The sequence below is a fragment of the Saprospiraceae bacterium genome, assembly GCA_026129545.1.
Lineage (GTDB): Bacteria > Bacteroidota > Bacteroidia > Chitinophagales > Saprospiraceae > M3007.
Map to the genome: position 1 here is coordinate 3,574,375 of JAHCHX010000001.1, position 20,402 is coordinate 3,594,776.

22 protein-coding genes and 1 riboswitch are annotated in these 20,402 nt (G+C 54.2%); of the genes, 14 read left to right on the plus strand and 8 right to left on the minus strand.

The annotated features are described in order from the left end of the window. The first annotated feature begins 12 nt into the window (after positions 1-12). Complete coding sequence (locus KIS77_13920; GenBank protein ID MCW5923437.1) at positions 13-1,170, plus strand: outer membrane beta-barrel protein; 1,158 nt, start codon at positions 13-15, stop codon at positions 1,168-1,170. Further along, entirely contained in the window at positions 1,167-1,322 is a 156-nt protein-coding gene (locus KIS77_13925) for a hypothetical protein (GenBank protein MCW5923438.1), read from the plus strand. The genes KIS77_13920 and KIS77_13925 overlap by 4 nt, the downstream gene beginning before the upstream one ends. 179 nt (positions 1,323-1,501) lie before the next feature. Here the strand turns inward: KIS77_13925 and KIS77_13930 are convergent, their stop codons facing one another. From KIS77_13930 to KIS77_13945, 4 genes are all read right to left on the minus strand, one after another. Then, complete coding sequence (locus KIS77_13930) at positions 1,502-2,473, minus strand: DUF4465 domain-containing protein (protein MCW5923439.1); 972 nt, start codon at positions 2,471-2,473, stop codon at positions 1,502-1,504. An 11-nt stretch (positions 2,474-2,484) separates the two neighbouring features. Further along, positions 2,485-4,515 (minus strand): TonB-dependent receptor, encoded by a 2,031-nt coding sequence (locus KIS77_13935; GenBank protein ID MCW5923440.1) that lies wholly within the window; start codon positions 4,513-4,515, stop codon positions 2,485-2,487. 99 nt (positions 4,516-4,614) lie between these two features. Continuing rightward, positions 4,615-4,811, minus strand: a riboswitch (cobalamin riboswitch). 80 nt (positions 4,812-4,891) lie between these two features. Continuing rightward, positions 4,892-5,452: a DinB family protein gene (locus KIS77_13940; protein MCW5923441.1), complete on the minus strand. Its 561-nt coding sequence runs from the start codon at positions 5,450-5,452 to the stop codon at positions 4,892-4,894. A gap of 207 nt (positions 5,453-5,659) precedes the next feature. Continuing rightward, positions 5,660-6,145, minus strand: a complete 486-nt coding sequence (locus tag KIS77_13945) for a very short patch repair endonuclease (GenBank protein MCW5923442.1) — start codon at positions 6,143-6,145, stop codon at positions 5,660-5,662. Positions 6,146-6,292: 147 nt separating this feature from the next. Here KIS77_13945 and rimO point away from each other — a divergent pair, with 147 nt between their 5' ends. Together rimO and KIS77_13955 are read left to right on the plus strand one after the other, a co-directional pair. Continuing rightward, positions 6,293-7,609 (plus strand): 30S ribosomal protein S12 methylthiotransferase RimO, encoded by a 1,317-nt coding sequence (rimO, locus tag KIS77_13950; GenBank protein ID MCW5923443.1) that lies wholly within the window; start codon positions 6,293-6,295, stop codon positions 7,607-7,609. Positions 7,610-7,709: 100 nt separating this feature from the next. Further along, positions 7,710-9,155, plus strand: a complete 1,446-nt coding sequence (locus KIS77_13955) for an HD domain-containing protein (GenBank protein ID MCW5923444.1) — start codon at positions 7,710-7,712, stop codon at positions 9,153-9,155. A 173-nt stretch (positions 9,156-9,328) separates the two neighbouring features. Here KIS77_13955 and lptC read toward each other — a convergent pair whose 3' ends face one another. Together lptC and KIS77_13965 are read right to left on the minus strand one after the other, a co-directional pair. Beyond that, entirely contained in the window at positions 9,329-9,892 is a 564-nt protein-coding gene (lptC, locus tag KIS77_13960; GenBank protein ID MCW5923445.1) for an LPS export ABC transporter periplasmic protein LptC, read from the minus strand. Further along, positions 9,892-10,398: a hypothetical protein gene (locus tag KIS77_13965; GenBank protein ID MCW5923446.1), complete on the minus strand. Its 507-nt coding sequence runs from the start codon at positions 10,396-10,398 to the stop codon at positions 9,892-9,894. Before KIS77_13965 ends, lptC begins: the two co-directional genes overlap by 1 nt. 286 nt (positions 10,399-10,684) lie before the next feature. Between KIS77_13965 and KIS77_13970 the strand changes: the two genes are divergently transcribed. Together KIS77_13970 and KIS77_13975 are read left to right on the plus strand one after the other, a co-directional pair. After that, positions 10,685-11,821: an ATP-binding protein gene (locus tag KIS77_13970; GenBank protein MCW5923447.1), complete on the plus strand. Its 1,137-nt coding sequence runs from the start codon at positions 10,685-10,687 to the stop codon at positions 11,819-11,821. Between the two features lie 73 nt (positions 11,822-11,894). After that, the gene (locus KIS77_13975) at positions 11,895-12,887 is read left to right on the plus strand and encodes a GNAT family N-acetyltransferase (GenBank protein ID MCW5923448.1); all 993 of its coding nucleotides are present in this window, start codon (positions 11,895-11,897) and stop codon (positions 12,885-12,887) included. A gap of 77 nt (positions 12,888-12,964) precedes the next feature. On the opposite strand, the gene KIS77_13980 is transcribed toward KIS77_13975, so the two are convergent. Further along, positions 12,965-13,243: a hypothetical protein gene (locus KIS77_13980; protein ID MCW5923449.1), complete on the minus strand. Its 279-nt coding sequence runs from the start codon at positions 13,241-13,243 to the stop codon at positions 12,965-12,967. Between the two features lie 40 nt (positions 13,244-13,283). On the opposite strand from KIS77_13980, the gene KIS77_13985 reads away from it, so the two are divergent. The 8 genes from KIS77_13985 (at position 13,284) to KIS77_14020 (ending at position 19,668) form a co-directional block, all read left to right on the plus strand. Beyond that, entirely contained in the window at positions 13,284-13,448 is a 165-nt protein-coding gene (locus tag KIS77_13985; GenBank protein MCW5923450.1) for a hypothetical protein, read from the plus strand. A 33-nt stretch (positions 13,449-13,481) separates the two neighbouring features. Next, complete coding sequence (locus KIS77_13990) at positions 13,482-14,252, plus strand: MBL fold metallo-hydrolase (protein MCW5923451.1); 771 nt, start codon at positions 13,482-13,484, stop codon at positions 14,250-14,252. Further along, entirely contained in the window at positions 14,203-15,084 is an 882-nt protein-coding gene (locus KIS77_13995; protein ID MCW5923452.1) for a PhzF family phenazine biosynthesis protein, read from the plus strand. Before KIS77_13990 ends, KIS77_13995 begins: the two co-directional genes overlap by 50 nt. Before the next feature lie 12 nt (positions 15,085-15,096). Beyond that, positions 15,097-16,182: an acyltransferase family protein gene (locus KIS77_14000; protein ID MCW5923453.1), complete on the plus strand. Its 1,086-nt coding sequence runs from the start codon at positions 15,097-15,099 to the stop codon at positions 16,180-16,182. A 134-nt stretch (positions 16,183-16,316) separates the two neighbouring features. Further along, positions 16,317-17,462: a hypothetical protein gene (locus KIS77_14005; protein MCW5923454.1), complete on the plus strand. Its 1,146-nt coding sequence runs from the start codon at positions 16,317-16,319 to the stop codon at positions 17,460-17,462. A 56-nt stretch (positions 17,463-17,518) separates the two neighbouring features. Beyond that, positions 17,519-18,091 carry a D-sedoheptulose 7-phosphate isomerase gene (locus KIS77_14010; protein ID MCW5923455.1) on the plus strand — a complete coding sequence of 191 codons (573 nt, stop codon included), beginning with the start codon at positions 17,519-17,521 and terminating at the stop codon, positions 18,089-18,091. A 23-nt stretch (positions 18,092-18,114) separates the two neighbouring features. Next, positions 18,115-18,627 (plus strand): GNAT family N-acetyltransferase, encoded by a 513-nt coding sequence (locus KIS77_14015; GenBank protein ID MCW5923456.1) that lies wholly within the window; start codon positions 18,115-18,117, stop codon positions 18,625-18,627. Between the two features lie 60 nt (positions 18,628-18,687). Continuing rightward, on the plus strand, positions 18,688-19,668 hold the full coding sequence (locus tag KIS77_14020) for a hypothetical protein (GenBank protein ID MCW5923457.1): 981 nt from the start codon (positions 18,688-18,690) through the stop codon (positions 19,666-19,668). A gap of 36 nt (positions 19,669-19,704) precedes the next feature. Here KIS77_14020 and KIS77_14025 read toward each other — a convergent pair whose 3' ends face one another. Further along, entirely contained in the window at positions 19,705-20,310 is a 606-nt protein-coding gene (locus tag KIS77_14025; GenBank protein MCW5923458.1) for a riboflavin synthase, read from the minus strand. Positions 20,311-20,402 lie beyond the last annotated feature (92 nt).

The window sequence follows — 20,402 nt, forward strand, 5'->3', positions numbered from 1 at the left end:
ATTTTTTAAAACATGAAAAATCTATTGTTCGCAACCCTTCTTGCAATAACTCAACTGCTCTTTGCCCAATCGCCTGAAAACGATTCCACAACCCGATCCGAGCCGTTTGCTTGGGGCGACTTCTCTTGGGCGCAAGGCAACAATCGCCAGAAATCCGCCGTCCTAAACTATAAGCATTTTACCGGCGGCTTCACGCTCGACTGCAACTACAACTACTCGTTCAATCGGCCGGTTGACCACACCAACGCTGGCTCTACTGCCACGTTTCGCAGCAACGAGTTCAACGTGTCGTATATCGAAGCAGGCGGCGATTTTCACCACAAAAACGCTCGCGGGCGGCTCATGTTGCAGTTCGGCACCCGCGCCACAGGCATCCCGCGCAACGACAACACGCCGCTGCGCGGTCAGTTTGACCTCTACACCGCCCTGCGCTTCGTGACCGAAGCCTACGCGGGTCACCGCTTCAACTGGCGACACGGCATAAATGTGGACGTGGGCATTTTCAAATCCTACGTCGGGTTGCTATCTTACAACAATTTCGAGAACTGGAACTACCAGCCCTCGTTCACCTCCGACAATACGCCCTGGTTTTTTACTGGGGTGCGGGTGCAAACTTTCCCGACCGACCGCCTGAAACTTGAATACTGGCTGGTGAATGGCTGGCAGACTTATGGGATGTTCAACGAAGCCCCCGGTCTTGGCTTCCAGCTCCTCTGGCGGCCACAAGAGTCGGTCTCAATACTCGCCTCGGCATATGGCGGTTTCGACACGCCCAACGCGCCCGGTCGTTTCCGCTTTCATACAGACAACTCGGCGGTAATCCGCTACCTCGACCGCCCCGGTCGGGGCTTGTGCAAGGCCGCATTTTCCGTGACGGCGGACTTGGGCTTTGAAAATGGCGCGGGGGTCTCGCCTTTTGGCGGCAGCGGCGGCCCGGCACAGCACTTCGTCAGTGGGATGGTCTATCATCGGCTGTGGTTTTGCCACGACAAGCTGGCTTGGACATTGGGCGGTGGTTTTATCAACAACCCCGGTCGTTATCTCTCGCTGCTTCCCACCGGGGCGGGTGTGCTGACACAAAATCCGGGCGACCCGTTCGAGGCGTGGGACGTTTCGACCTGTTTGCAATATATGCCCAACGAGCACATCACTGGGGGCTGGAATTGGTGACTCGCCACGCAAACGTCCCTTATTTTTCGGGGCGTGGCGGCCTTACCTCGCCCAACGGCTGGAACGCACCCATCGGCGACCCGACGGGCTTCCAAGCAGATTTGGTGAAAAACGAAACGCGGCTGATTGCTTCGATGATTTTTAGGTTCTGAGCTTGCCTTCGCAAGAAGTGGTCTCACACAAGTGATATTCGTTGACAGGATTGACAAGGCTTGCGTGACTCGCGCCATTTTTCGGGGAAAAGCCATGTAAATCTTGTCAATTCTGTCCAAAATTAAACTTGTGAGGCATTCTCTTGGTTTGCCCCCAAAAAAGCCCCTAACTCAAAACCTTATTTTTTCACAAACTGCTTGCTCCTGATTTCCCCCTTCTGCCACACCCGAAGCATATAGTGCCCGGTAGTCAAGGAGCGAACATCGAAGCGATTTTGAGCACCCAAACCGTTCTTTTCCAACACGATTTTTCCCTGCAAGTCAAAGACCTGTACCAGCGCGACCTCGTTATTTCCCGGCAGCCGAATGTTCAGAAAATCACTGGCCGGATTGGGAAAGACATCGAGCGACAGGGTATTCGGAACAACGTCGTCCTGCGAAAGCACACCCTCCGTCGTCACATCGTCCACGCAGAGGTAGGCGGGCGTGTTCATGCCAAAGGCACCCACGTCGCTGGATGAGAGCGTGAATTGCAGGCTGTCCGCTTTGCCCAGGCTGCCGAGGTCGAGCCAGACCCAATCTTTCACGATGTAGTCCTGCGCGTTGTTGGCGAAGCGATAGTCGGCCAGATAAAAATTGACGCTATCGGTGCCAAGTTGGCCGTTGAGGTATTTTTTCACCGTGAGCAGGAAGAAATCGGGGTCATTGCCCGTGATACCGCCGAATTTTTTGGCGAAAGCATCGCCGTCCTTCATGCTGAAATAGGCGTAGGTGTTGTTCGTGACGTACAAACCGAGCACCTTTCCGCCCGCCGCCGCGCCCGTCAGCCGCATGATGGAGGCACCGAACACATAGCTGACCGCGTAGGTGGCAGAGCCGTTGGCTCCTTTGCCCGCAGCGGCACTCGATTCGTTGAGAAAACCGGGGGTTGTGCTGTCCGTTCGGTTGGAGATAGCCCAACCGTCCCAACTCATCCACTGCGCGTTGTAATTGTTGGGCAACTCGATATCGGCGCTGGTGAACGCGCCCGCCGCTCCGGCATTGTTGACAAAAGTATTGGGCGGGAGGTTGAAATTTTCAAAACCGGCCACCGTCTGTGCGTGTGCGCCGAAGGCCAGCAATAGTGCGACAGAAGTCAAAAGGTGTTGCATTTGTTTGAATTTTATGATGAAGAATTGGTGTGCTTGCGTGTCGAAAAACCCGCGTTGAAGCCCAATCGGAAATGTCGCCCCGGCATGGGGCGGCGTTCGATGACTTGGTAATCCGCGTCCCACAAATTTTCTATGTGCAGAAAAATGGCTCCGTTCCAGCCGCCAAAAGGGCGGGCGTACTGTATGCGTAGGCTGCCAATGCTGAAGCTGGGCACGTCCTCGTTGATGCCTGTTACTTTTTCCGTAAATTGTTGGAAACCCGTGATTTGGAAATGTTTGACCCGAACGGAAACCTCCGCAAAAACACGGTGCATGGGCACATAGAACAACTGTGCCCCCTGCTCGATGCGCGGATTGCTCACAGCCAATTCATTGGTGGAGCGCACCCAATCGTGGCCTCCGGTCAAGGTTATTTCGCCAAAAGAAAACGCGCTCGCCACATCGAGGCGGCTCTCGATGCCTCGGCTCCACACTTCGGCGATGTTTTGCGGCGAAAAAAAGAATTGACCGTCCTTACGCGCCCAAAGGAGCCAGTTGCGGATGCGGCGATGGAATCCTGTGGCGGAATAAGACCATCGCAACTGCTGGGCTTTTCCGTGAAAGACCAACCCCACGTCTTGGCCCCAACCGCTTTCGGGCAGCAGTTCGGGGTTGCCGCCGGGGCGCCAGTAGAGGTCGTTGAAAGTGGGCAAGCGGTAGTTGCGAGCGATTTTTCCCTTGATTTTTAAAAAACGCAGCGCCTCGGCTTCCGCGCCCACGCTGGGCATGAAGGGCACCCAGCGGCCATCCACCCATTCCATGCGCCCGTCCAATTGTGCTTGCCAACGATGGCCTTCCCGCCGCATGGCGAGAAATACAGCGGTGCGGGCTTGGCGGGGCGAGGCTTCGTAGGCGGGGGTCGAAGCGCGGGTGTAGGTCTGCGTGACGGAGCCTTGCAACCTCAATTGCCTCCCCAGCCATCGTGTCGCCTCTGTCTCACCCATCCAAGTGTGGAATTTGCTGAGCGACGCTTGTCCAATGAGCGGGTCGCGGTAGTCCAGCGTCTCGGTGAAAAAAGCAGCCCGCGTTTGCAACGTCAGCAGCCCGCTTGTTTTTTTCCAGTGCAAGGTGGTGCGGAGCAGGGCATCGGCTTGTGTGGCTTGGCTTCGGTTTTGCACGATGGTCGGGGGGATTTGGCGAGCAATGTCTTGGAGCCAAACCCGGAGGGCAAATTCTTCGTTGGGCCTTGTTTTCAAAAAAAATTCCTGCAACACGCCCTGTTGCTGCAAAGCGGCGTGTTCTTGTTTTTTCTCCGGCAAGTCGGGGTGAATTTGAAAAGTGAAATCGTTGTTGGCTTTTTCAAAAAAAATGCGCGTGGAGCCAGCCCAGCGACCACTGCCGTAGCGAAGGGTGGCGGCGTGGTGCTGCCAGCCAAAACTGCCCGCAGCCACGTTGAGGCGGGCGGAAAGGCCTGTGGTGAACTGTGATTTGTTTTCGAGCAGCACGGCTCCACCAATGGCTCCGCTGCCCCAACCCGCGCTGTTGCCGCCATATTGCAGGGTCATTTCATCCACAAAAACGAGGGGCAACAGGGAAAAATCCAATTGGCCGAGCATGGGGCTTTGCAGCGGGAGACCGTTCCAAACAATGGCAGTTTGACCCGCGCTGCCGCCCCGGGCAGAGGTGGTGGCCAAGCTGCCCAAGCCGTAACTTTTCACATACATCCCGCTTTTTTTCCAAAGTGCGTCAGCCACGTTTTCAGTTTGGTGGAGGGCAAGGCAGGTGCTATCGAGGGTGGTTGATTGTGCTCCGGCGGGTTGGCGGCGCAAGTGTTGGGCGGTGATTTCGGGGGAGGGTAGCGCGAGCAAGGTATCGGCCTGCGCGTGCAGCCCGTTGAAGTTGACCCCAAACCCACAGAGCGCGAGGAGGCAAAAATTGCCAGCGGCTGTTTTGCTGCGAATTGAAGTACGCGAGATGGTGTGGAATATCCGATGCACGCTGCCCGATTTTAAGATGGAGGGTCTTCGACGGAGAAGACGGGCAGCAATGGGAGGAGCTTTCATGCGCCAATTTGACGGGGGCATTCCTTTGTGTGGAATGCCCGCCTTCGATTGGCACATTGTGCACATCGCATCATCACCCGGCTTTTCCTCCGAAAGCCCGAATGTGTATGTCGCAACGGCAGGTCTTCTGGCTCGCCTCGTTTTGGGCGCCTTCCCGCCTCGCTTTGAGCGCGGCAGTGGCTTCATGCCAAAAACAACTGTGAGGCTTACAGCAGCGGGGACTGCCCCGGATTCGCACCGGGTTCCCTATTATCCTCTGTCATTCGAACAGCGGCACCGTAGCGGTGGCAAATGTACTCTGTTGAGGCGTGGCGTGGCTGCATGGTAGGGTTGATTTTTTTGCCCATGCGCTCAAAGCGGTCATGCCATGCCTTCGTCAAGCGATTTTAGGGGTGGCGGCCTGTGCTTGCAAGGTGTGTCGGTGCGCGTGCAGCACCATGTATTCGAGCAAGTCGCCGAGCAAAAATTTGAAATGCGGCCAGCGGAAGTGCGCGACCCGCGCCTTGTTCAAATCCACCTCGCGGGCTTGTTGGAGTAGGCGGAGCAACATTTCGGTGTTGATGAGGAAGGCTTTGACTTCGTGTTGCCGCACTTCCAAATACTTGGGATGGATGCGTTTGTGGCTTTTTCGGCGAATCTTGCCCGCGTTGAGTGGGTCGGCCCGACGGATGGCTTTTCGTCCCAGCGCGTTGGACTTGCGCTCCTCCACGGGCGACCACGAACGGGCTTTGGCTTTGTGAATGGCCAATTCGATGCGCGGCAGGAAGTAGTCGAATTGTGCGTTGAGGTGGGCGAAACATTCCAGCGCGTTCCATTGCTCAGGGCTTGGGCGCACCTGCAACGCTTCGGGCGGGGCGAGTGCGAGTTGGGTACGCACTGTTTCCATGAGCCTTTTCAGGTCGGCATCGAGTCGTTCGAGGAGTTGGTACTGTGTCATGAAGGCGTGTGGCAGTTGTGTTACGGTCGAATGATTCGATTTTGAAGATTAAACCAATTGATTCGATTGAAAAATCAAATGATTGTTAAGAATCGGCTCTCGAAACCAATTTGCGTTGAGTGTAGAAAGGCGGCAAAGGTAAACGCCAACAAGCAAGATGTGGAGCGCCCATCGGAATTTTAGAGGTGAGATTTTCATGGAAGCTTCTCATTGCCGAAAAGCATCTGGCTCACCCGTGTGATATTCGATGAAACGCATTATCCTGACGATGGTGGCACCAAATTCCTTTTCCACCTCGTGCTCCCAAATTCGGAGCACTTTCCAGCCCATTGCCTGTAAGGCCGCATTTACCTCCCCGTCGCGTTGCATATTACGCTCGATTTTAGGCAACCAAAAGCCGCGATTTTTCTTGATTTTATCTTTGTTTTCTTCCCAGCCGTAACCGTGCCAAAAGTCTCCATCAATGAAAACGGCGATTTTCCAACGCACAAAAACGATGTCGGGCTTGCCGGGTAGGCTCTTGTAATGCAGCCGATAGCGATACCCAAAGTGCCAAAGCACCTTGCGGACAGCTACCTCAACCTTTGAGTTGGCGGCGCGAATTTTCCGCATCAGCTCGGACTGTTTCGCGGTGGTGTAAAACCCGGCTGCTTCCTCGAACTTGGGCACTTTTATAGGTTCCTGCTTCGACATTTTTGAACGTTCTTGATTTCTCGCGCTTGCAAGCGGGTGTGTTCTCGTAATTTTGTGCCCACAAGCGAGCGCACGCCCACACTATTCACCCTCCCATTGGTTCATCAAACGGCACACTGGTCATCAAGGGCATCGCTCCATCAAGGCATGAAAACGAAAACCATTCGCAAAGATAAAATCAACGTCGTCACGCTCGGCTGCTCCAAAAACTTGGTGGACAGCGAAAATCTCATCACCCAGTTGCGCGGCAACGATTTCGAGGTGACGCACGATGCGCCCGAATTGGAAGCCAACGTGGTGATTGTGAACACTTGCGGCTTCATTGACGTGGCCAAGCAGGAGAGCATTGACACGATTTTGGAATACGCCGACATCAAAAAATCGGGCGGTATCGAGAAACTCTACGTCACGGGCTGCCTCTCGCAACGCTACAAGGACGACCTTGAAACAGAAATCCCCGAAGTGGACGCTTTTTTTGGCACCCTCGAAATGCCCGCGCTGCTCGCCCGCCTCGAAGCCGATTACAAACACGAGTTGCTCGGCGAGCGCCAAATCACCACCCTACCCCATTACGCCTACCTGAAAATTTCGGAGGGTTGCAATCGCACCTGTTCCTTCTGTGCCATTCCGCTCATGCGCGGCAAACACATCAGCCGCCCTGTGGAAGAACTGGTTTTTGAGGCAAAAAATCTGGCACGGCGCGGCGTGAAAGAACTCCTGCTCATCGCGCAGGAACTCACCTATTACGGCCTTGACATTTACAAAACCCGCGAGTTGCCACGCCTGCTCCACGCGCTCGCCGACGTGGAGGGCATCGAATGGATTAGGCTGCACTATGCATACCCCTCGAAATTCCCCCTCGAAATACTCGACGTGATGGCCGAGCGAAAGGAGATTTGCAACTACCTCGACATACCGCTCCAACACGCCAGCGACAACGTGCTGAACTTGATGCGCCGCCAAATCACCCGCGCCGAGACGGAGGAATTGCTGGATAAAATAAGGGCAAAGGTGCCGGGCGTGGCGCTGCGCACCACCTTTTTGGTGGGGCATCCCGGCGAAACTGCCGACGATTTCGAGCAATTGATGGATTTCGTGCAGACACAACGATTCGAGCGTGTCGGCGTTTTTCAATACTCGCATGAGGAAAACACCCGCGCCCACGAAATGGCCGACGATGTGCCTCCATCGGTGAAGGAAGAACGCGCCAATCGGCTCATGGAGGTGCAGCAAGAAATTTCCTTTGAAAAAAATCAGGCTAAAATCGGACAGGTACTCAAGACCCTTTTCGACCGCAAGGAAGGAAAATACTACGTCGGGCGCACCGAATCCGATTCGCCAGAAGTGGACAATGAAGTGTTGGTGCCGGCAAAGGGCAATTACGTCCGGCTCGGCGATTTTGCCGACGTGCAAATCACCGGCGCGGAGGAGTATGACCTTTATGGGGAACTTTTGAAGAAATAATTTGATTGAGGCACTTTTTTCGTTTGATATGATTTCTGACTGCCCCTGCGAACCAACCCGCCTTCAACCATAAATCTCGGCGGACAAGCAACCAGAAACGATGCTTTTCTCCATCCTTCCCTACGAACGAAAAATCTTTGAACTCGTCGGTCGCTGCGCCCGCGAAATCGGCGCGCCTGCTTATGTCGTGGGGGGCTATGTGCGCGACCGATTGTTGGGCCGCCCAACGAAAGACATTGACATCGTGTGCGTTGGCAGCGGCATCCGGCTTGCCGAGCAAGTCGCTTCCAAGCTGTCGCCTCGGCCCAAGGTGGCTTTTTACAGTCGGTTCGGGACAGCCATGCTCCGACACGAAGGCATGGAAATAGAGTTCGTCGGCGCACGGCGCGAGAGCTACCGGGAAGACAGTCGCAAGCCCGACGTGGAAGAAGGCACGCTCGAAGACGACCAAAACCGCCGCGACTTCACCATCAACGCGCTGGCGGTCAGCCTCAACGACGGCACCTTCGGGCAAATCATTGACCCCTTCAACGGGTTGGAACACTTGGAGCAAAAAATCATCAAAACCCCGCTCGACCCCGGCAAAACCTTCTCCGACGACCCCCTGCGAATGCTCCGCGCCATTCGGTTTGCCAACCAATTGGGTTTCGTCATAGAACCAAACACCTTCGAGGGCATCGCAAGGCACCGCACTCGCATTCACATCATCTCCAAAGAACGCATCGCCGCCGAGTTGGAGAAAATCCTGCTCACGCAACAACCCTCCATAGGTTTCAATTTGTTGTTCGACAGCGGCTTGCTGAAAATAATCCTTCCAGAAGTGGCTGCGCTGCAAGGGGTGGAAGACCGCGCCGGACGCGCCCACAAGGATAATTTTTACCACACCCTCGAAGTGCTCGACAATCTCTGCCGCCGCAGCAACAATCTTTGGCTGCGCTGGGCAGCCTTGCTCCACGACATCGCCAAACCCGCCACCAAACGCTTCGACAAGGAAACCGGCTGGACCTTCCACGGCCACGAGTGGGTGGGGGCGAACATGGTGCCCAAAATCTTCCGAAATCTCCGCTTACCGCTCGGAGCCGAACTCGAATATGTGCAAAAAATGGTGCGCCTTCACCTTCGCCCTATCTCGCTGACCAAAGAGCAAGTGACCGATAGCGCGGTGCGCCGCCTGCTTTTCGATGCCGGGCCTGAAATTGATGACTTGATGAAACTTTGCGAATCGGACATCACCACCAAAAACCCGCGCAAGATGGCGCGATACCTCGAAGGCTACGAGTACCTGAAAGAGCGCATGGCCTTGGTGAGCGAATCCGACCGCCTGCGCCTTTGGCAGCCCCCCATCACGGGCGAGGTCATCATGAAAACTTTCGGCATCTCGCCCTCGAAAGAGGTAGGCATCATCAAGACCGCTGTGCGAGAGGCGATTCTGGATGGGGAAATCCCCAACGAATTCGAGGCCGCGTTTGGGCGCATGGTCGAAGAAGGCAAGAAGATGGGCTTGGAAGCAAGTAAAGAAGCGGGCGATTTTCAGTTGAACACATAGTGGCGTGGAGGAAGGCAACCAATCACCCCTTCAACTCGATTTCTCATATTGTTGTCAATGCAAACAAGGGGTTGAAATTTTTTGGCGTTTGACACTCAACCTCTTCATCAAACAGGATGCTTCCGCACAACCCAAGCATTGACCTATCGTGAGGTGATGCCAACGGGAAGCAATCATTTCAGCACCTCGTCCAACTGTTCCACCTTGATGCGCCCCTTTGGCACCGTGATTTTCCAATAGGAGAAATCCTGCTCGGCTTCAAGGCCGTAGCCGTAGATGACCTCGCCTGGCTTGGTCACTTTCACAAATTTCTCGGTATAGATTTTTGCCGTTTTCTCATCCCAAATCAATTCCTCGGTCTCCAGCTTCTCACCTTCCGACGACACGAGCACCACGCTGTCGCGAGCGATGATTTGACCTTTTTCCTGATTTCGCACGGCAGTTTTGGCCGTCAGCACGCTGCGCACAGAGAGGTCGGGTTCCAAAAAATCAATCTTGACACCTTCGGGAAATTCCTGTCGAGGGTTTTCGCGGTCAGAGTAATTGTGGAGCAGCGGCCCCGTCACCCGCACCCGCACAATGGCGCTGTCCGAATATAAAATCTCCACATCTCGACCGACCTCTATCGCCACATCGTCCTGCGTGAACACCTGACGCTTCTCCACTTTTAGGTCGTTGCAGGCAATTAAAAATGACCAATAAACAACGGCCAATGACCAATAAACAATTCTATTCATCACGAAACAAAGCTTTTGAGGGCAAATCGGAACAGCAGCAACAGCCCACCGACTATGAGCAGAAGATATTGCACTGGCACATGTACCCACGCCACCAAATGCAGGCGGTCGAGAAAATACATGAGCACGAACACGGTGAAAATCATCGTCATCAGACCTGATAATTTGCCAAAGCCGGGTATGCGGTTGAAAGGCGTGTTGCGCCGAATGATGCCAAGCGTGACAATCATGCTCGCAATGGGCAAAACCTGCGTGAGCAGATTGACATTGAAGATGTTGCCGCCGCGCTGAAACAAAAACAAGTAAACGGCCAACGCCGCCGCAAAGATGCCCGGCACACACACCAAATAAACAAGTGCCGAGTACAGGTATTTCCACGGAGACAGATGCCCCTCGCCCTTGCCCATGATGCCTGCCAGCAGGGCGGTGAAAGGAATAAAGAGGAAGAATGCTAGCACGACGGCTGGGTTGGCATTGAGATAGTCGAAAAATTGCCCTAAAGTCATGGTGTTTCAAGTAATAATCGCGGCGAAAGGTAAGGAACTGTTTTAAAACCTCTCATTAGGTGGGAAGACACATCTTTTGGTGCTTAAATGTCAGAACAACGACGGCTAAAAATCCTATTTTCCAAAACCCACAACAGGCTCGCCCCCCCAAACGGCGAGCCTGTTTTTCCCCACTTCCTCAGCCTATACCGACAAGGTTTTTGTGGGACAAATACAGCAAGATGCACCAAAACATCCTATTTTTGCAACTTAACTTTTAAAAATTATACCGAAAATTTAAAGTTGAATGCAAAAAAACGTTCAGCGGCACTTACAGGCCCAGATGGAGCGCTGGCTTTTCAAAGGCAAAATCCTAATTCTGTACGGTGCGCGGCAAGTAGGCAAGACCACCCTTTCCAAGGCAATTCTGGAGCCGTTCGGCGACGACGGCCTCTACCTGAACTGCGAAATCCAATCGGTGCAATCAGCCTTGTCCGTGCGCGAGCCTTTGGCTTTGCAACGTTTTTTGGGCAACAAGAAACTTGTGGTGCTCGACGAAGCGCAATATGTGCCGGGCATCGGCGAAACGCTCAAACTGCTGGCCGACACCTTTCCGACCATTCAAATCATCGCCACCGGCTCCTCAAGCTTCGAACTGGCCAATCGCTCCGCAGAGCCGCTCACTGGCCGCGCCCTGACTTTTGAGCTGTATCCGCTCTCGTACACCGAGTTGGGGCAAGTCTTCAACACCGCCGAACGACGAGCACACCTTGATTTTGTGCTGCGCTATGGGCTTTACCCCGATATCGCATTCGCCCCCGAAGAAGATGCTCGCACATTGCTCGACAACCTCAGCAGTCGCTACCTCTACAAGGACGTGCTGGAATTTGAAAACCTCAAACGAGCCGATGTGTTGCTACGCCTGCTGCAACTCCTCGCTTTGCAAGTGGGACAGTTGGTGTCGTATCACGAACTGGCCAACGCCCTCAAAATCAGCAACCCCACGGCGGAGCGATACATTGATTTGCTGGAAAAAGCCTTCGTCGTGTTCCGCCTGCCGCCGTTCAGCCGCAACCTGCGCAGCGAAATCGGCAAGAAAAACAAGATTTTTTTCTACGATACAGGTATCCGCAACAGCATCATCCAGCAATACCAGCCCATGGATTTGCGAACCGACAAAGGCGCATTGTGGGAAAACTTCCTTGTGGCCGAACGCCTCAAACGACTTCAAGCATTAGGCTGGCGGCCTAACCGCTATTTTTGGCGCACCCACGAGCAGGTCGAAATTGACTATGTGGAAGAACGCGACGGCCAGTTGAATGCCTTCGAGTTCAAATGGCAGGACAAAGCCTCTCGTGTCCCCACCGCCTTCGCCAACGCCTACCCCAACAGCACCTTCGAAGTGGTGCACCAAGACAATTTTGAGGGCTTTATCGGAGACTGAAACGCTTTTGTCGCGCAAATCGCGCTTGCCCGTTGAGTTATTCCCCGACCTTCGCTCCCCAAACCACCCAACGATGCCTGACCGCAAAGCCCGCTACGCCGATTTCTGTCAAAGCCATTATGTGCCGATGCATTTGCAGCCGTGGTGGCTCGATGCCGTGTGCTCGGAAGGGCGTTGGGATGTTTGCCTGGCGACCGACGGCGGCGGGAAGATTTTGGGCGCAATGCCTTTCTACAAAACGCGGCGACTCGGCCTTTCGGTCATTCAACAGCCGCCCTTGACTTCTTACGCGGGACCTTGGCTGAATTACCCCCTGAATTTAAAGCCCCAAAAACGCCTCGATTTTGAAAAAAAAGTCTTCGACGACTTGATTCGGCAACTACCGCGCACGGCATTTTTTCAACAAAATTTTCACCCCGACGTGCAAAACTGGCTGCCGTTTCATTGGGCGGGTTTTCGGCAAACGACGCGCTACACCTACCTTTTCGATGATTTATCTGATTTGGAAAAAATAAGGGCGGGTTTCAAAAACACCTTGCGCACCGATTTGAAAAAAGCAGCGCAAGCCGTCGAGATTTTGCAGGAAAACGACGCGGCGGAGTTGCTTTTCCAACTCCATGAAATGTCTTTTTCCCGAAAAAACCGCCGCCCGCCCTACTCGTTTGAAACTTTCCAACGCCTCTGTTCGGCTTTGGCAGAACGCCAGCAATTGGCCATTTTCATCGCCCGCGACAAAAACAAAAGTGTGGCACACCTTCGAGGTGTGCCACACTTAGGCGTGCCCCACGCCGGCCTTTGTCTCGCCTTCGACGAACGCCGCGCCTCGGTGCTGCTCGCCGGTGCCGACCCGACGTTCAAGTCTTCCTGCGCCGCGTGGGCGTTGTTTTGGAAAGCGATGGAATTTTGCTCGGAAAGGGGGTTGAGCCTCGATTTTGAAGGAAGCATGGAGCGCGATATAGAGCGCGGATTTCGCGCTTTCGGGGCACAACTCACCCCGTATCATCAGATTTGGAAAGCGGGGAACAAGCCGTTGGAGTGGCTTATCAGAATTGTCAAGGGATGTTAGAAGGCATCAAGGGTCATCTACAAGACCCGCGAAGGCCCTTTGTGACCCTTGATGACGTGCGAGGCTCCTCTTCTGTTTCAAGATAAGACAAATCCCAACAAAAGCCCTTCCAATGCCGAAAAAGCACAAGCCAGCCAAATCCAGAGGTAGGGATTGCGGCGAGCGTCTTTTTTTTGCTGTAGCTTGCGGAAGGGGTGGTCGGGGTTGGCAAGCAACACCCGGACGAGTGAGAAACGAATGGTAAATTCATTGGCGAGCGCGGGGTTGCGCACCAATTGACGTTCGAAGGCCAGTTGTTCCTCGGCGCAAAGTTTGCCAAAGAGATAAGGTTCGATGAGTCTGAAATAATTCATCATAACGGCGGGAATAAAATCGGTTAATGAACAAAATGGTGGAATGGCGAAAGAACGTGATTTTGAGGATGTTTTGTTTTGCGAAAGACAATTTTTCTTGCAGCAGAATAACGTCTTGTCTTTCATCCGACAAATTGCCCCGAACGGGGTATTTGGTGCTTTTTCTGCCCTTTTGGGAAAACTTTTGGCGCGTCGGACTATTTTTTGAGAAGTTTGCGGCGCTTTTATTTTTCTTCACACCTTGAAACTTACACTCCTCGGCACAGGCACCTCGCAGGGCGTCCCCGTCATCGGGTGCAGCTGCGAGGTGTGCGCTTCCACTGACCCTCGCGACAATCGGTTGCGCTCTTCGGCGTGGCTTTCCGATGGCGCCACCAACATCGTCATTGATGTCGGGCCGGATTTTCGGCAACAAATGCTCCGCACCGGTGTGCATCATCTGGACGGCGTTCTCCTCACGCACGAGCACAACGACCACGTCATCGGGTTGGACGACGTGCGCCCATTCAACTTTCGCTCTGGCCACCCGATGACGGTGTATGCCTTGCCACGAGTGGCCGAGCAGGTGCGCCGTCGGTTTGAGTATGTGTTTGGCGACCCGGTGCCGGGAGTGCCGCGCATTCGATTGGTCGAAATAGACAAGGATACCTCTTTTCACATTGGCTCGGTGTGGGTGCAGCCCATCGAAATCATACACGGGCACTTGATGATTCTGGGCTTTCGTTTTGGTGATTTGACTTATATGACCGATGTGAAGGCGGTTTCGGAAAATGAGAAAGCAAAAATCGCGGGGACAAAATACCTGATAACAAGCGCCTTGCACCACCGCGAACATCCTATGCACATGAACCTTTCAGAGGCGCTGGATTTTGTGGCCGACATTGCGCCGCAGCAGGCTTGGCTCACCCACGTCAGCCACCAAATGGGGCTGACAGCCGAGATGAATGGCCAATTGCCCGCCAATGTGGCATTGGCTCACGACGGATTGGAAATTGAGTTCTTTGGTCAGTAAGACCTACTTTTGCCGCCCTATAATCAACCTCCTCATGTATCGTATTTTTCAAGTTGACGCATTTACCTCCGAACTGTTTGGGGGCAATCCCGCGGCTGTGGTGCCGCTCGAAAATTGGTTGCCCGACGAAATGATGCAACTCATCGCACGCGAGAACAACCTATCGGAGACGGCCTTTTTTGTTCCGTCAGACAAGCCCGACACATATCACATTCGGTGGTTCACCCCGGCCACGGAGGTACAACTCTGTGGCCATGCGACGCTGGCTTCGGCTCACGTTGTGTTCAATCTTCTGAAAACCAACGTTTCGGAAAAACTTTCCTTTCAAAGTCGCAGTGGTTGGCTCCATGTGCAGCGTGACGATGACTGGCTCACCTTGGATTTTCCGAGCGACCTGTTGCAACCCATCGAAATGCCTGCCGCGCTTCAAAAGGGATTCAACATTCTGCCCACCATGGTTTTGCTTGGCCGGGAGGATTATTTGTGCATCTACGACTCGCAAGCCGATGTGTTGGCGCTCCAGCCTGATTTTCGCATTCTGTCAACCGTGCCAGCCAGAGGTTTCATTTGCACGGCTCCCGGTGAGCAGTCTGATTTTGTGTCGCGGTGCTTTTATCCTGCTTACGGCATTGACGAAGACCCTGTGACAGGCTCGGCACACACGACCCTGACTCCTTATTGGGCGGGCATTTTGGGCAAAACCACGCTTAGCGCCATCCAAGTGTCGGAGCGCCTCGGCTTCTTGCTCTGTACCTTGGCTGGCGACCGTGTGTTGATTTCGGGGCAGGCCGTCCTATACATGGAAGGGCTAATCGCCGTGAACAAAAACTAACCTTTCAAACCGATGCGTACCGAGCTCGCCAATCGCCAGCCGTTGTATTGGGCCGACCGCCTGCGCAACCTCGCCACGTTGTTGGTTATCATGATTCATGCATCCGGCACGGTGGCTCAGGAACACCACGAATGTGACTCCCTCTTTTGGTGGTCGGGCAATCTGTGGGCGTCCTTGGCGCGGCCTTCGGTGCCGTTGTTCGTGATGTTGAGTGGTTTTTTGTTGCTGGGGAAAGACTATCCACTGGGAGATTTTTTGAAAAAAAGATTTGGTCGCGTAGTGGTGCCCGCGTTGTTTTGGATGGTCATATACAGTTACTACAATTACCGGGCGAGAGGCATACCTGCAACTATTGCGGAGGGCATTCAGGGCATTGTGGAGCGCCCGGTGCATTATCACTTGTGGTTTATCTATCTCATCGTCGGCCTCTACATGGTCTATCCGGTGCTGCGCCCTTGGGTGCGCTCGGCCAAAGAGCAGGACTACCGGTATTTTTTTGCCTGCGTCGTGTTGGGCACATGGGTTTACAAAGTCCTATCGGTGTTTTTCGGCATCCACATCGGCATTTACTTCGAGCTCTTCACCAACAACTGCGGCTATTTTGTGCTGGGGTATTATTTGGGGAACAAAGAGGTGGGGGGCGGAAGGTCAGAGATAGAAGACGGAGGGCCGATGCCATGGAGATTGTCCGAACGGCGCGTCAGGGTGTTGGCCATTGGCCTCATTGTGTTGGGCACAGCCATCACCGCAGTCGGCACTTGGTGGGCAAGCAAGGCGCAAGGTGGCGCCTTCCATCCTTTTTTCTACGATTATCTGTCGCCCAACGTTGGCATGGCGGCCATCGGCTGGTTTTTGTTGGCCCGATGGTCGTGGCACAAGTTGCCATTGCTCGACGTTGAAAAACAATTGGCTGCCGCCAGTTTCGGAATCTACTTTGTCCATGTGTTGGCAATGGACTGGTGGTCGGTGTCGGGTCACTGGCAAACGAAAACGCATCCGGCAGCAGGCATCCCCATCGTGGTCGGCCTGACGGCCTTGATGTCTTTTGCGGCCATACTGCTGATAAGGGCTTTTCCGGGAGGGCAAAGGATAACTTGACAGTCTTAATGCGTTGTTTTGATAATGGGAGAATGTGACAATGGGCCAATAGTCAGCGAAAGGGTGCTTTTTCGGGAAGGGCTTGTGGCTTTGCATGGCTTGTTCCAAAAATCCGTCTGAACAGCTTGATTTAAATGATGAGCTTTTTCCAGCATTGCTACTATCTCTTGCGTGCCACCGTCTGGCTAGCGCTTGCCTTTGCGCGGGCGGGTTGGTATTTCAGATTTCGGGCGTTGCGCGATTTGGCGTTGCCCCGCGCGGAGGCGCTGACCTCCAAGGAAAAACGACGACTTCAACACTATTTCTATGGCACCACCTATCTGAGCGCCGTTTTTTGCCTGTTGCGCGGCTACCCGCGCAATGCCCGCGAAAAACATCTTTTTACGAACCTCGCGGCGCTGGCTTATTTTTTTGACGACCTCGTGGATTCCTTTCGCGGACGCGATGACTCGGGGATTCTTTGGCTGGACAATCCCGAATTGTTCGGCCAAACCGCCGACCCGCGCGGGCTGGCATTGCATTTTTTGGACAACATCCACCGCGAATTGCCGCCGAGCGAGTTGCCACAGTTCAAGGAGTTCATGCATCGGGTGTTCAATGTGGAAACGGCGGGCAGGCAGGCAAGGGCAGATACCCATTTGCAAGTCGAAGACTTGAAGAACATAACGGCAGAGAAAGGGGGCTATTCGGTGTTGTTGTTTCGGCAAGTGTTGGAACACCCGCTTTTTGCGCCGGAGCAAGAGGCGCTGTATCAGTTTGGCTATCTCGTGCAACTTTCCGACGACATTTTCGACCTGTGGCACGACCGAAAGTCTGGCACCGTCACACTGGCCACTTTTTTGGCAGAACAAAATGACGTGACCCGTTTGCGCGACATATTCGAAGAGCAAGTGGCAGTGGTGCGGGCGGCATTCTTGGAAATTCCAAATCTGCCAGAGGTGCCGGGGAACATGGCTCGCCCAACAACAAGCAAAAGCCGAAAAATGAAATGGGTGATACCTCCCGCACTTCCGCAACGAAGGCAAAGCGCCCTGCGCACACGCTCGGCGCGCACCGCTACAAGGCGCTTGCCCTCGCCTCCCGACCTGACCCGCGAGTTGGGGGCAAGCGCGGCGGTGCATTTCCTCGTCAGCATCACCCGCGTTTGCCTGCGGCATTATGAGGATTTGCAAAAAAAGCACGGAACTTTGCCGCTCGACGCTCGCTCGCTCATGGTGGTGGATATGGAAAAGTGGGGCAATCGGGTGCGGGCGGCGAAAGCATTGGCAATGGCCAAGTAACGACAACCTCTCTTGACTGTGAAATCAATCCAGAGGTTGGGCATACAATTCTGAAAATGAAAGATTCGATTCTAAAATCCATCCGCGAAGGCATCGCCGTCAAACAAGCCATTTTGGACGACGATGCCTTTTTGCAAAAAATAGAACACGCCGCGCAGGCTTTTCTTGCAACCTTTCGCAGCGGAGGCAAGGTCTTATTCTGTGGCAATGGCGGCAGTGCGGCGGATGCCCAACACCTTGCAGCAGAACTTTCCGGGCGATTCTACAAAGACCGCCCGCCGCTCTACGCGGAGGCTTTGCACGTCAACTCGTCATACATGACGGCAGTCGCCAACGACTATGGCTACGACGATGTGTTCGCCCGAATGGTGGAAGCGGCAGGCCGCAGAGGCGACGTGCTGTCGGCATTCAGCACCTCTGGCAATTCGCCCAACATTCTGAAAGCCATCGAAAAAGCCAAACATCAGGGCATGCTCGTCGTCGGATTCACGGGCGCGTCAGGCGGCAAAATGGCCGGGCGGTGCGACGTGTTGCTGAATGTCCCTTCTGCCGACACCCCGCGCATCCAAGAAGCGCACATACTCATCGGACACATCATTTGTGAAATCGTGGAACGGGAGATGTTTTGAAGTTTCCCGAAAACAATTTGTTCATGACGATTTTTGAAACACCCCGGCTGCGACTGCGCACCGTGCTCGAAGCGGATTTTCCGCATATTTTCCGAATGCAAAGCGACGCTGCCACGATGCGCTACATACGCCCGCCCACAACGGACGAACAGGTCGTGCGCGAACGCATAACCGCTTGGGAAACTTATCGCGAAAAATGCCCCGGCTTAGGCGTTTTTATATTGGAAAACAAATCGGACAACGCTTTTGTCGGCTATGTCACTGCCCGCCATGTTGATTTCAACCCGACGAACACCGAGTTTGAGGTCGGGTACACATTCGCCCCCGAATGGTGGGGCCAAGGCGTGGCAAGCGAAATCGTGCCGCCGCTAAGCCAATATCTTTTTGAAAAATCGGGCACGCCGCGCATCGTTGCCTTCACCGACCCGGAGAACGCCGCCTCCATACGGGTGCTGCTCAAAAGTGGGTTCCGGGAGGTAGGCATGAGGCAGATATATGAAGGCATGAGCAAAGAATTTTGGTTGGAAAGAAGCTGAAGCAGCGCGAACATTTGACGCGCCGCGCCGTTCTCCCGCCCAACCACTACCTTTGCCCTCGTGAGCAATTTAGCGCATCTCATCGCAGCCTACCGCAGTCATCCGGCGGTCAAAAAAATCACAACAGCACTCGAAAACCAACCATCGGCGGCGCGTATCCAACTAAAAGGACTCGCCGGCGCGCAGGAGTCCTTTGTCATCGCGGCAACCGCCCTCCAAATGCCGCCCTCCAACATTCACCTTCTCGTTGCCAACACGAAGGAAGAGGCCGCTTACCGATTCAATGACTTGGAGGGACTGCTGGCCAGCCAAGCCGTGTTTTTTTTCCCAGACTCTTTCAAACGACCCGCATATTTCGACGACCTGAACCCAGCGCAAATTTTGCAACGAAGCGAGGTGGTCAACAAAATAACCTCCTTCTCATCGGAGGGTGCAAAAGGAAGCACGATAGTCACCTACCCGGAAGCCTTGTTTGAAAAAGTCGTGAAGCCCGAAATTCTTGCGCAAAGCCGCATCGAAGTGCAAAAGGGCGAAAAACTCGACACGGACTGGATGATAGAAGTGTTGGTGGAATATGGCTTCGTGCGCACCGATTTTGTGTACGAGCCCGGTCAATTCTCCGTGCGTGGCGGCATCGTTGATTTGTATTCTTATGGCAACGATTTGCCTTATCGAATCGAGCGCTTCGACGACGAGGTGGAGACGATTCGCGTGTTCGACCCGCTGACCCAACTCTCGCAGCGCAACCTTGACTCCGTCAGCATCGTGCCCAACCTGAACACCCGTTTCCGACAAGACCAAAAGGTATCCCTCTTCCACATACTGCCCCCAACCACGGTGATTTGGGCAAAAGACTTTCAGTTTTTGCTCGACCGATTGCAATACTGCTTCGAGCGAGCAGAACAATTTGCGTCCAAACTGACAGCCCTCGATTCGGCGGAACTGCGCGAACTCTTCCGCGACCGTGCCTTCCTGTACCCCGGCGAAGTGGCCGACGCTCTTGCGGAAAGAACAATCATCTATCTGGAAGGGAGAAACTGACGACATGCGAGCCAGATCGCCACTTTTCGGCAAAGCTCACATTCGTGCATTGAACTGGTATGCCGCCAAATGCCGTGCGATGTATTTGCCGATGATGTCGAACTCGACATTGACCGCATCGCCGGGCCGCAGCGTTTTGAAATTGGTGTATTCCCAAGTGTATGGAATGATAGCCACCGAGAACAAGTCGCCCTGAGGCTCCACCACGGTTAGGCTCACCCCGTTGAGACAAACCGAGCCTTTGTCCACGAGCAGATGCTCCGGCGAGGGTCGGTAGCGAAACACGAACCGCCACGAGCCGCCCGTTTCCGTCACCTCCACACATTCCGCCACGTCGTCCACATGCCCCTGCACGATGTGCCCATCGAGCCGGCCGTTCATGGGAAGACAGCGTTCGAGATTGACCAAGTCGCCTATTTCCCACTGACTAAGGTTGGTGCGGCGAAGCGTTTCCTCCACTGCCGTGACGCGGTGCCAATGAGCGCCCAAGCCAACCACCGTGAGGCAAGCCCCATTATGGCTCACGCTCTGGTCAATTTTCAACTCGTGCGAGATGCCGCTTTCAAGCGTAAAATGCACATTGGAGCGGTCATGCTCCACCGCCACTACCTTGCCTAAGGTCTCAATGATTCCGGTAAACATTTTCAGAAATATGCCTTGACTTGTTAGGATTTGTCAGATGACCATGATTTTGAGCCGATTGCGCTTTTAGCCATGCCCAAAACTCGGCGGCG

Bases quoted from the DNA above. Each gene is read 5' to 3' on its own strand.
- KIS77_13920 (MCW5923437.1), top strand. From the start codon at position 13: ATGAAAAATCTATTGTTCGCAACCCTTCTTGCAATAACTCAACTGCTC.
- KIS77_13930 (MCW5923439.1), bottom strand. From the start codon at position 2,473: ATGCAACACCTTTTGACTTCTGTCGCACTATTGCTGGCCTTCGGCGCA.
- KIS77_13935 (MCW5923440.1), bottom strand. From the start codon at position 4,515: ATGAAAGCTCCTCCCATTGCTGCCCGTCTTCTCCGTCGAAGACCCTCC.
- KIS77_13940 (MCW5923441.1), bottom strand. From the start codon at position 5,452: ATGACACAGTACCAACTCCTCGAACGACTCGATGCCGACCTGAAAAGG.
- KIS77_13945 (MCW5923442.1), bottom strand. From the start codon at position 6,145: ATGTCGAAGCAGGAACCTATAAAAGTGCCCAAGTTCGAGGAAGCAGCC.
- rimO (MCW5923443.1), top strand. From the start codon at position 6,293: ATGAAAACGAAAACCATTCGCAAAGATAAAATCAACGTCGTCACGCTC.
- KIS77_13955 (MCW5923444.1), top strand. From the start codon at position 7,710: ATGCTTTTCTCCATCCTTCCCTACGAACGAAAAATCTTTGAACTCGTC.
- lptC (MCW5923445.1), bottom strand. From the start codon at position 9,892: ATGAATAGAATTGTTTATTGGTCATTGGCCGTTGTTTATTGGTCATTT.
- KIS77_13965 (MCW5923446.1), bottom strand. From the start codon at position 10,398: ATGACTTTAGGGCAATTTTTCGACTATCTCAATGCCAACCCAGCCGTC.
- KIS77_13970 (MCW5923447.1), top strand. From the start codon at position 10,685: ATGCAAAAAAACGTTCAGCGGCACTTACAGGCCCAGATGGAGCGCTGG.
- KIS77_13975 (MCW5923448.1), top strand. From the start codon at position 11,895: ATGCCTGACCGCAAAGCCCGCTACGCCGATTTCTGTCAAAGCCATTAT.
- KIS77_13980 (MCW5923449.1), bottom strand. From the start codon at position 13,243: ATGATGAATTATTTCAGACTCATCGAACCTTATCTCTTTGGCAAACTT.
- KIS77_13985 (MCW5923450.1), top strand. From the start codon at position 13,284: ATGGCGAAAGAACGTGATTTTGAGGATGTTTTGTTTTGCGAAAGACAA.
- KIS77_13995 (MCW5923452.1), top strand. From the start codon at position 14,203: ATGTGGCATTGGCTCACGACGGATTGGAAATTGAGTTCTTTGGTCAGT.
- KIS77_14000 (MCW5923453.1), top strand. From the start codon at position 15,097: ATGCGTACCGAGCTCGCCAATCGCCAGCCGTTGTATTGGGCCGACCGC.
- KIS77_14005 (MCW5923454.1), top strand. From the start codon at position 16,317: ATGATGAGCTTTTTCCAGCATTGCTACTATCTCTTGCGTGCCACCGTC.
- KIS77_14010 (MCW5923455.1), top strand. From the start codon at position 17,519: ATGAAAGATTCGATTCTAAAATCCATCCGCGAAGGCATCGCCGTCAAA.
- KIS77_14015 (MCW5923456.1), top strand. From the start codon at position 18,115: ATGACGATTTTTGAAACACCCCGGCTGCGACTGCGCACCGTGCTCGAA.
- KIS77_14025 (MCW5923458.1), bottom strand. From the start codon at position 20,310: ATGTTTACCGGAATCATTGAGACCTTAGGCAAGGTAGTGGCGGTGGAG.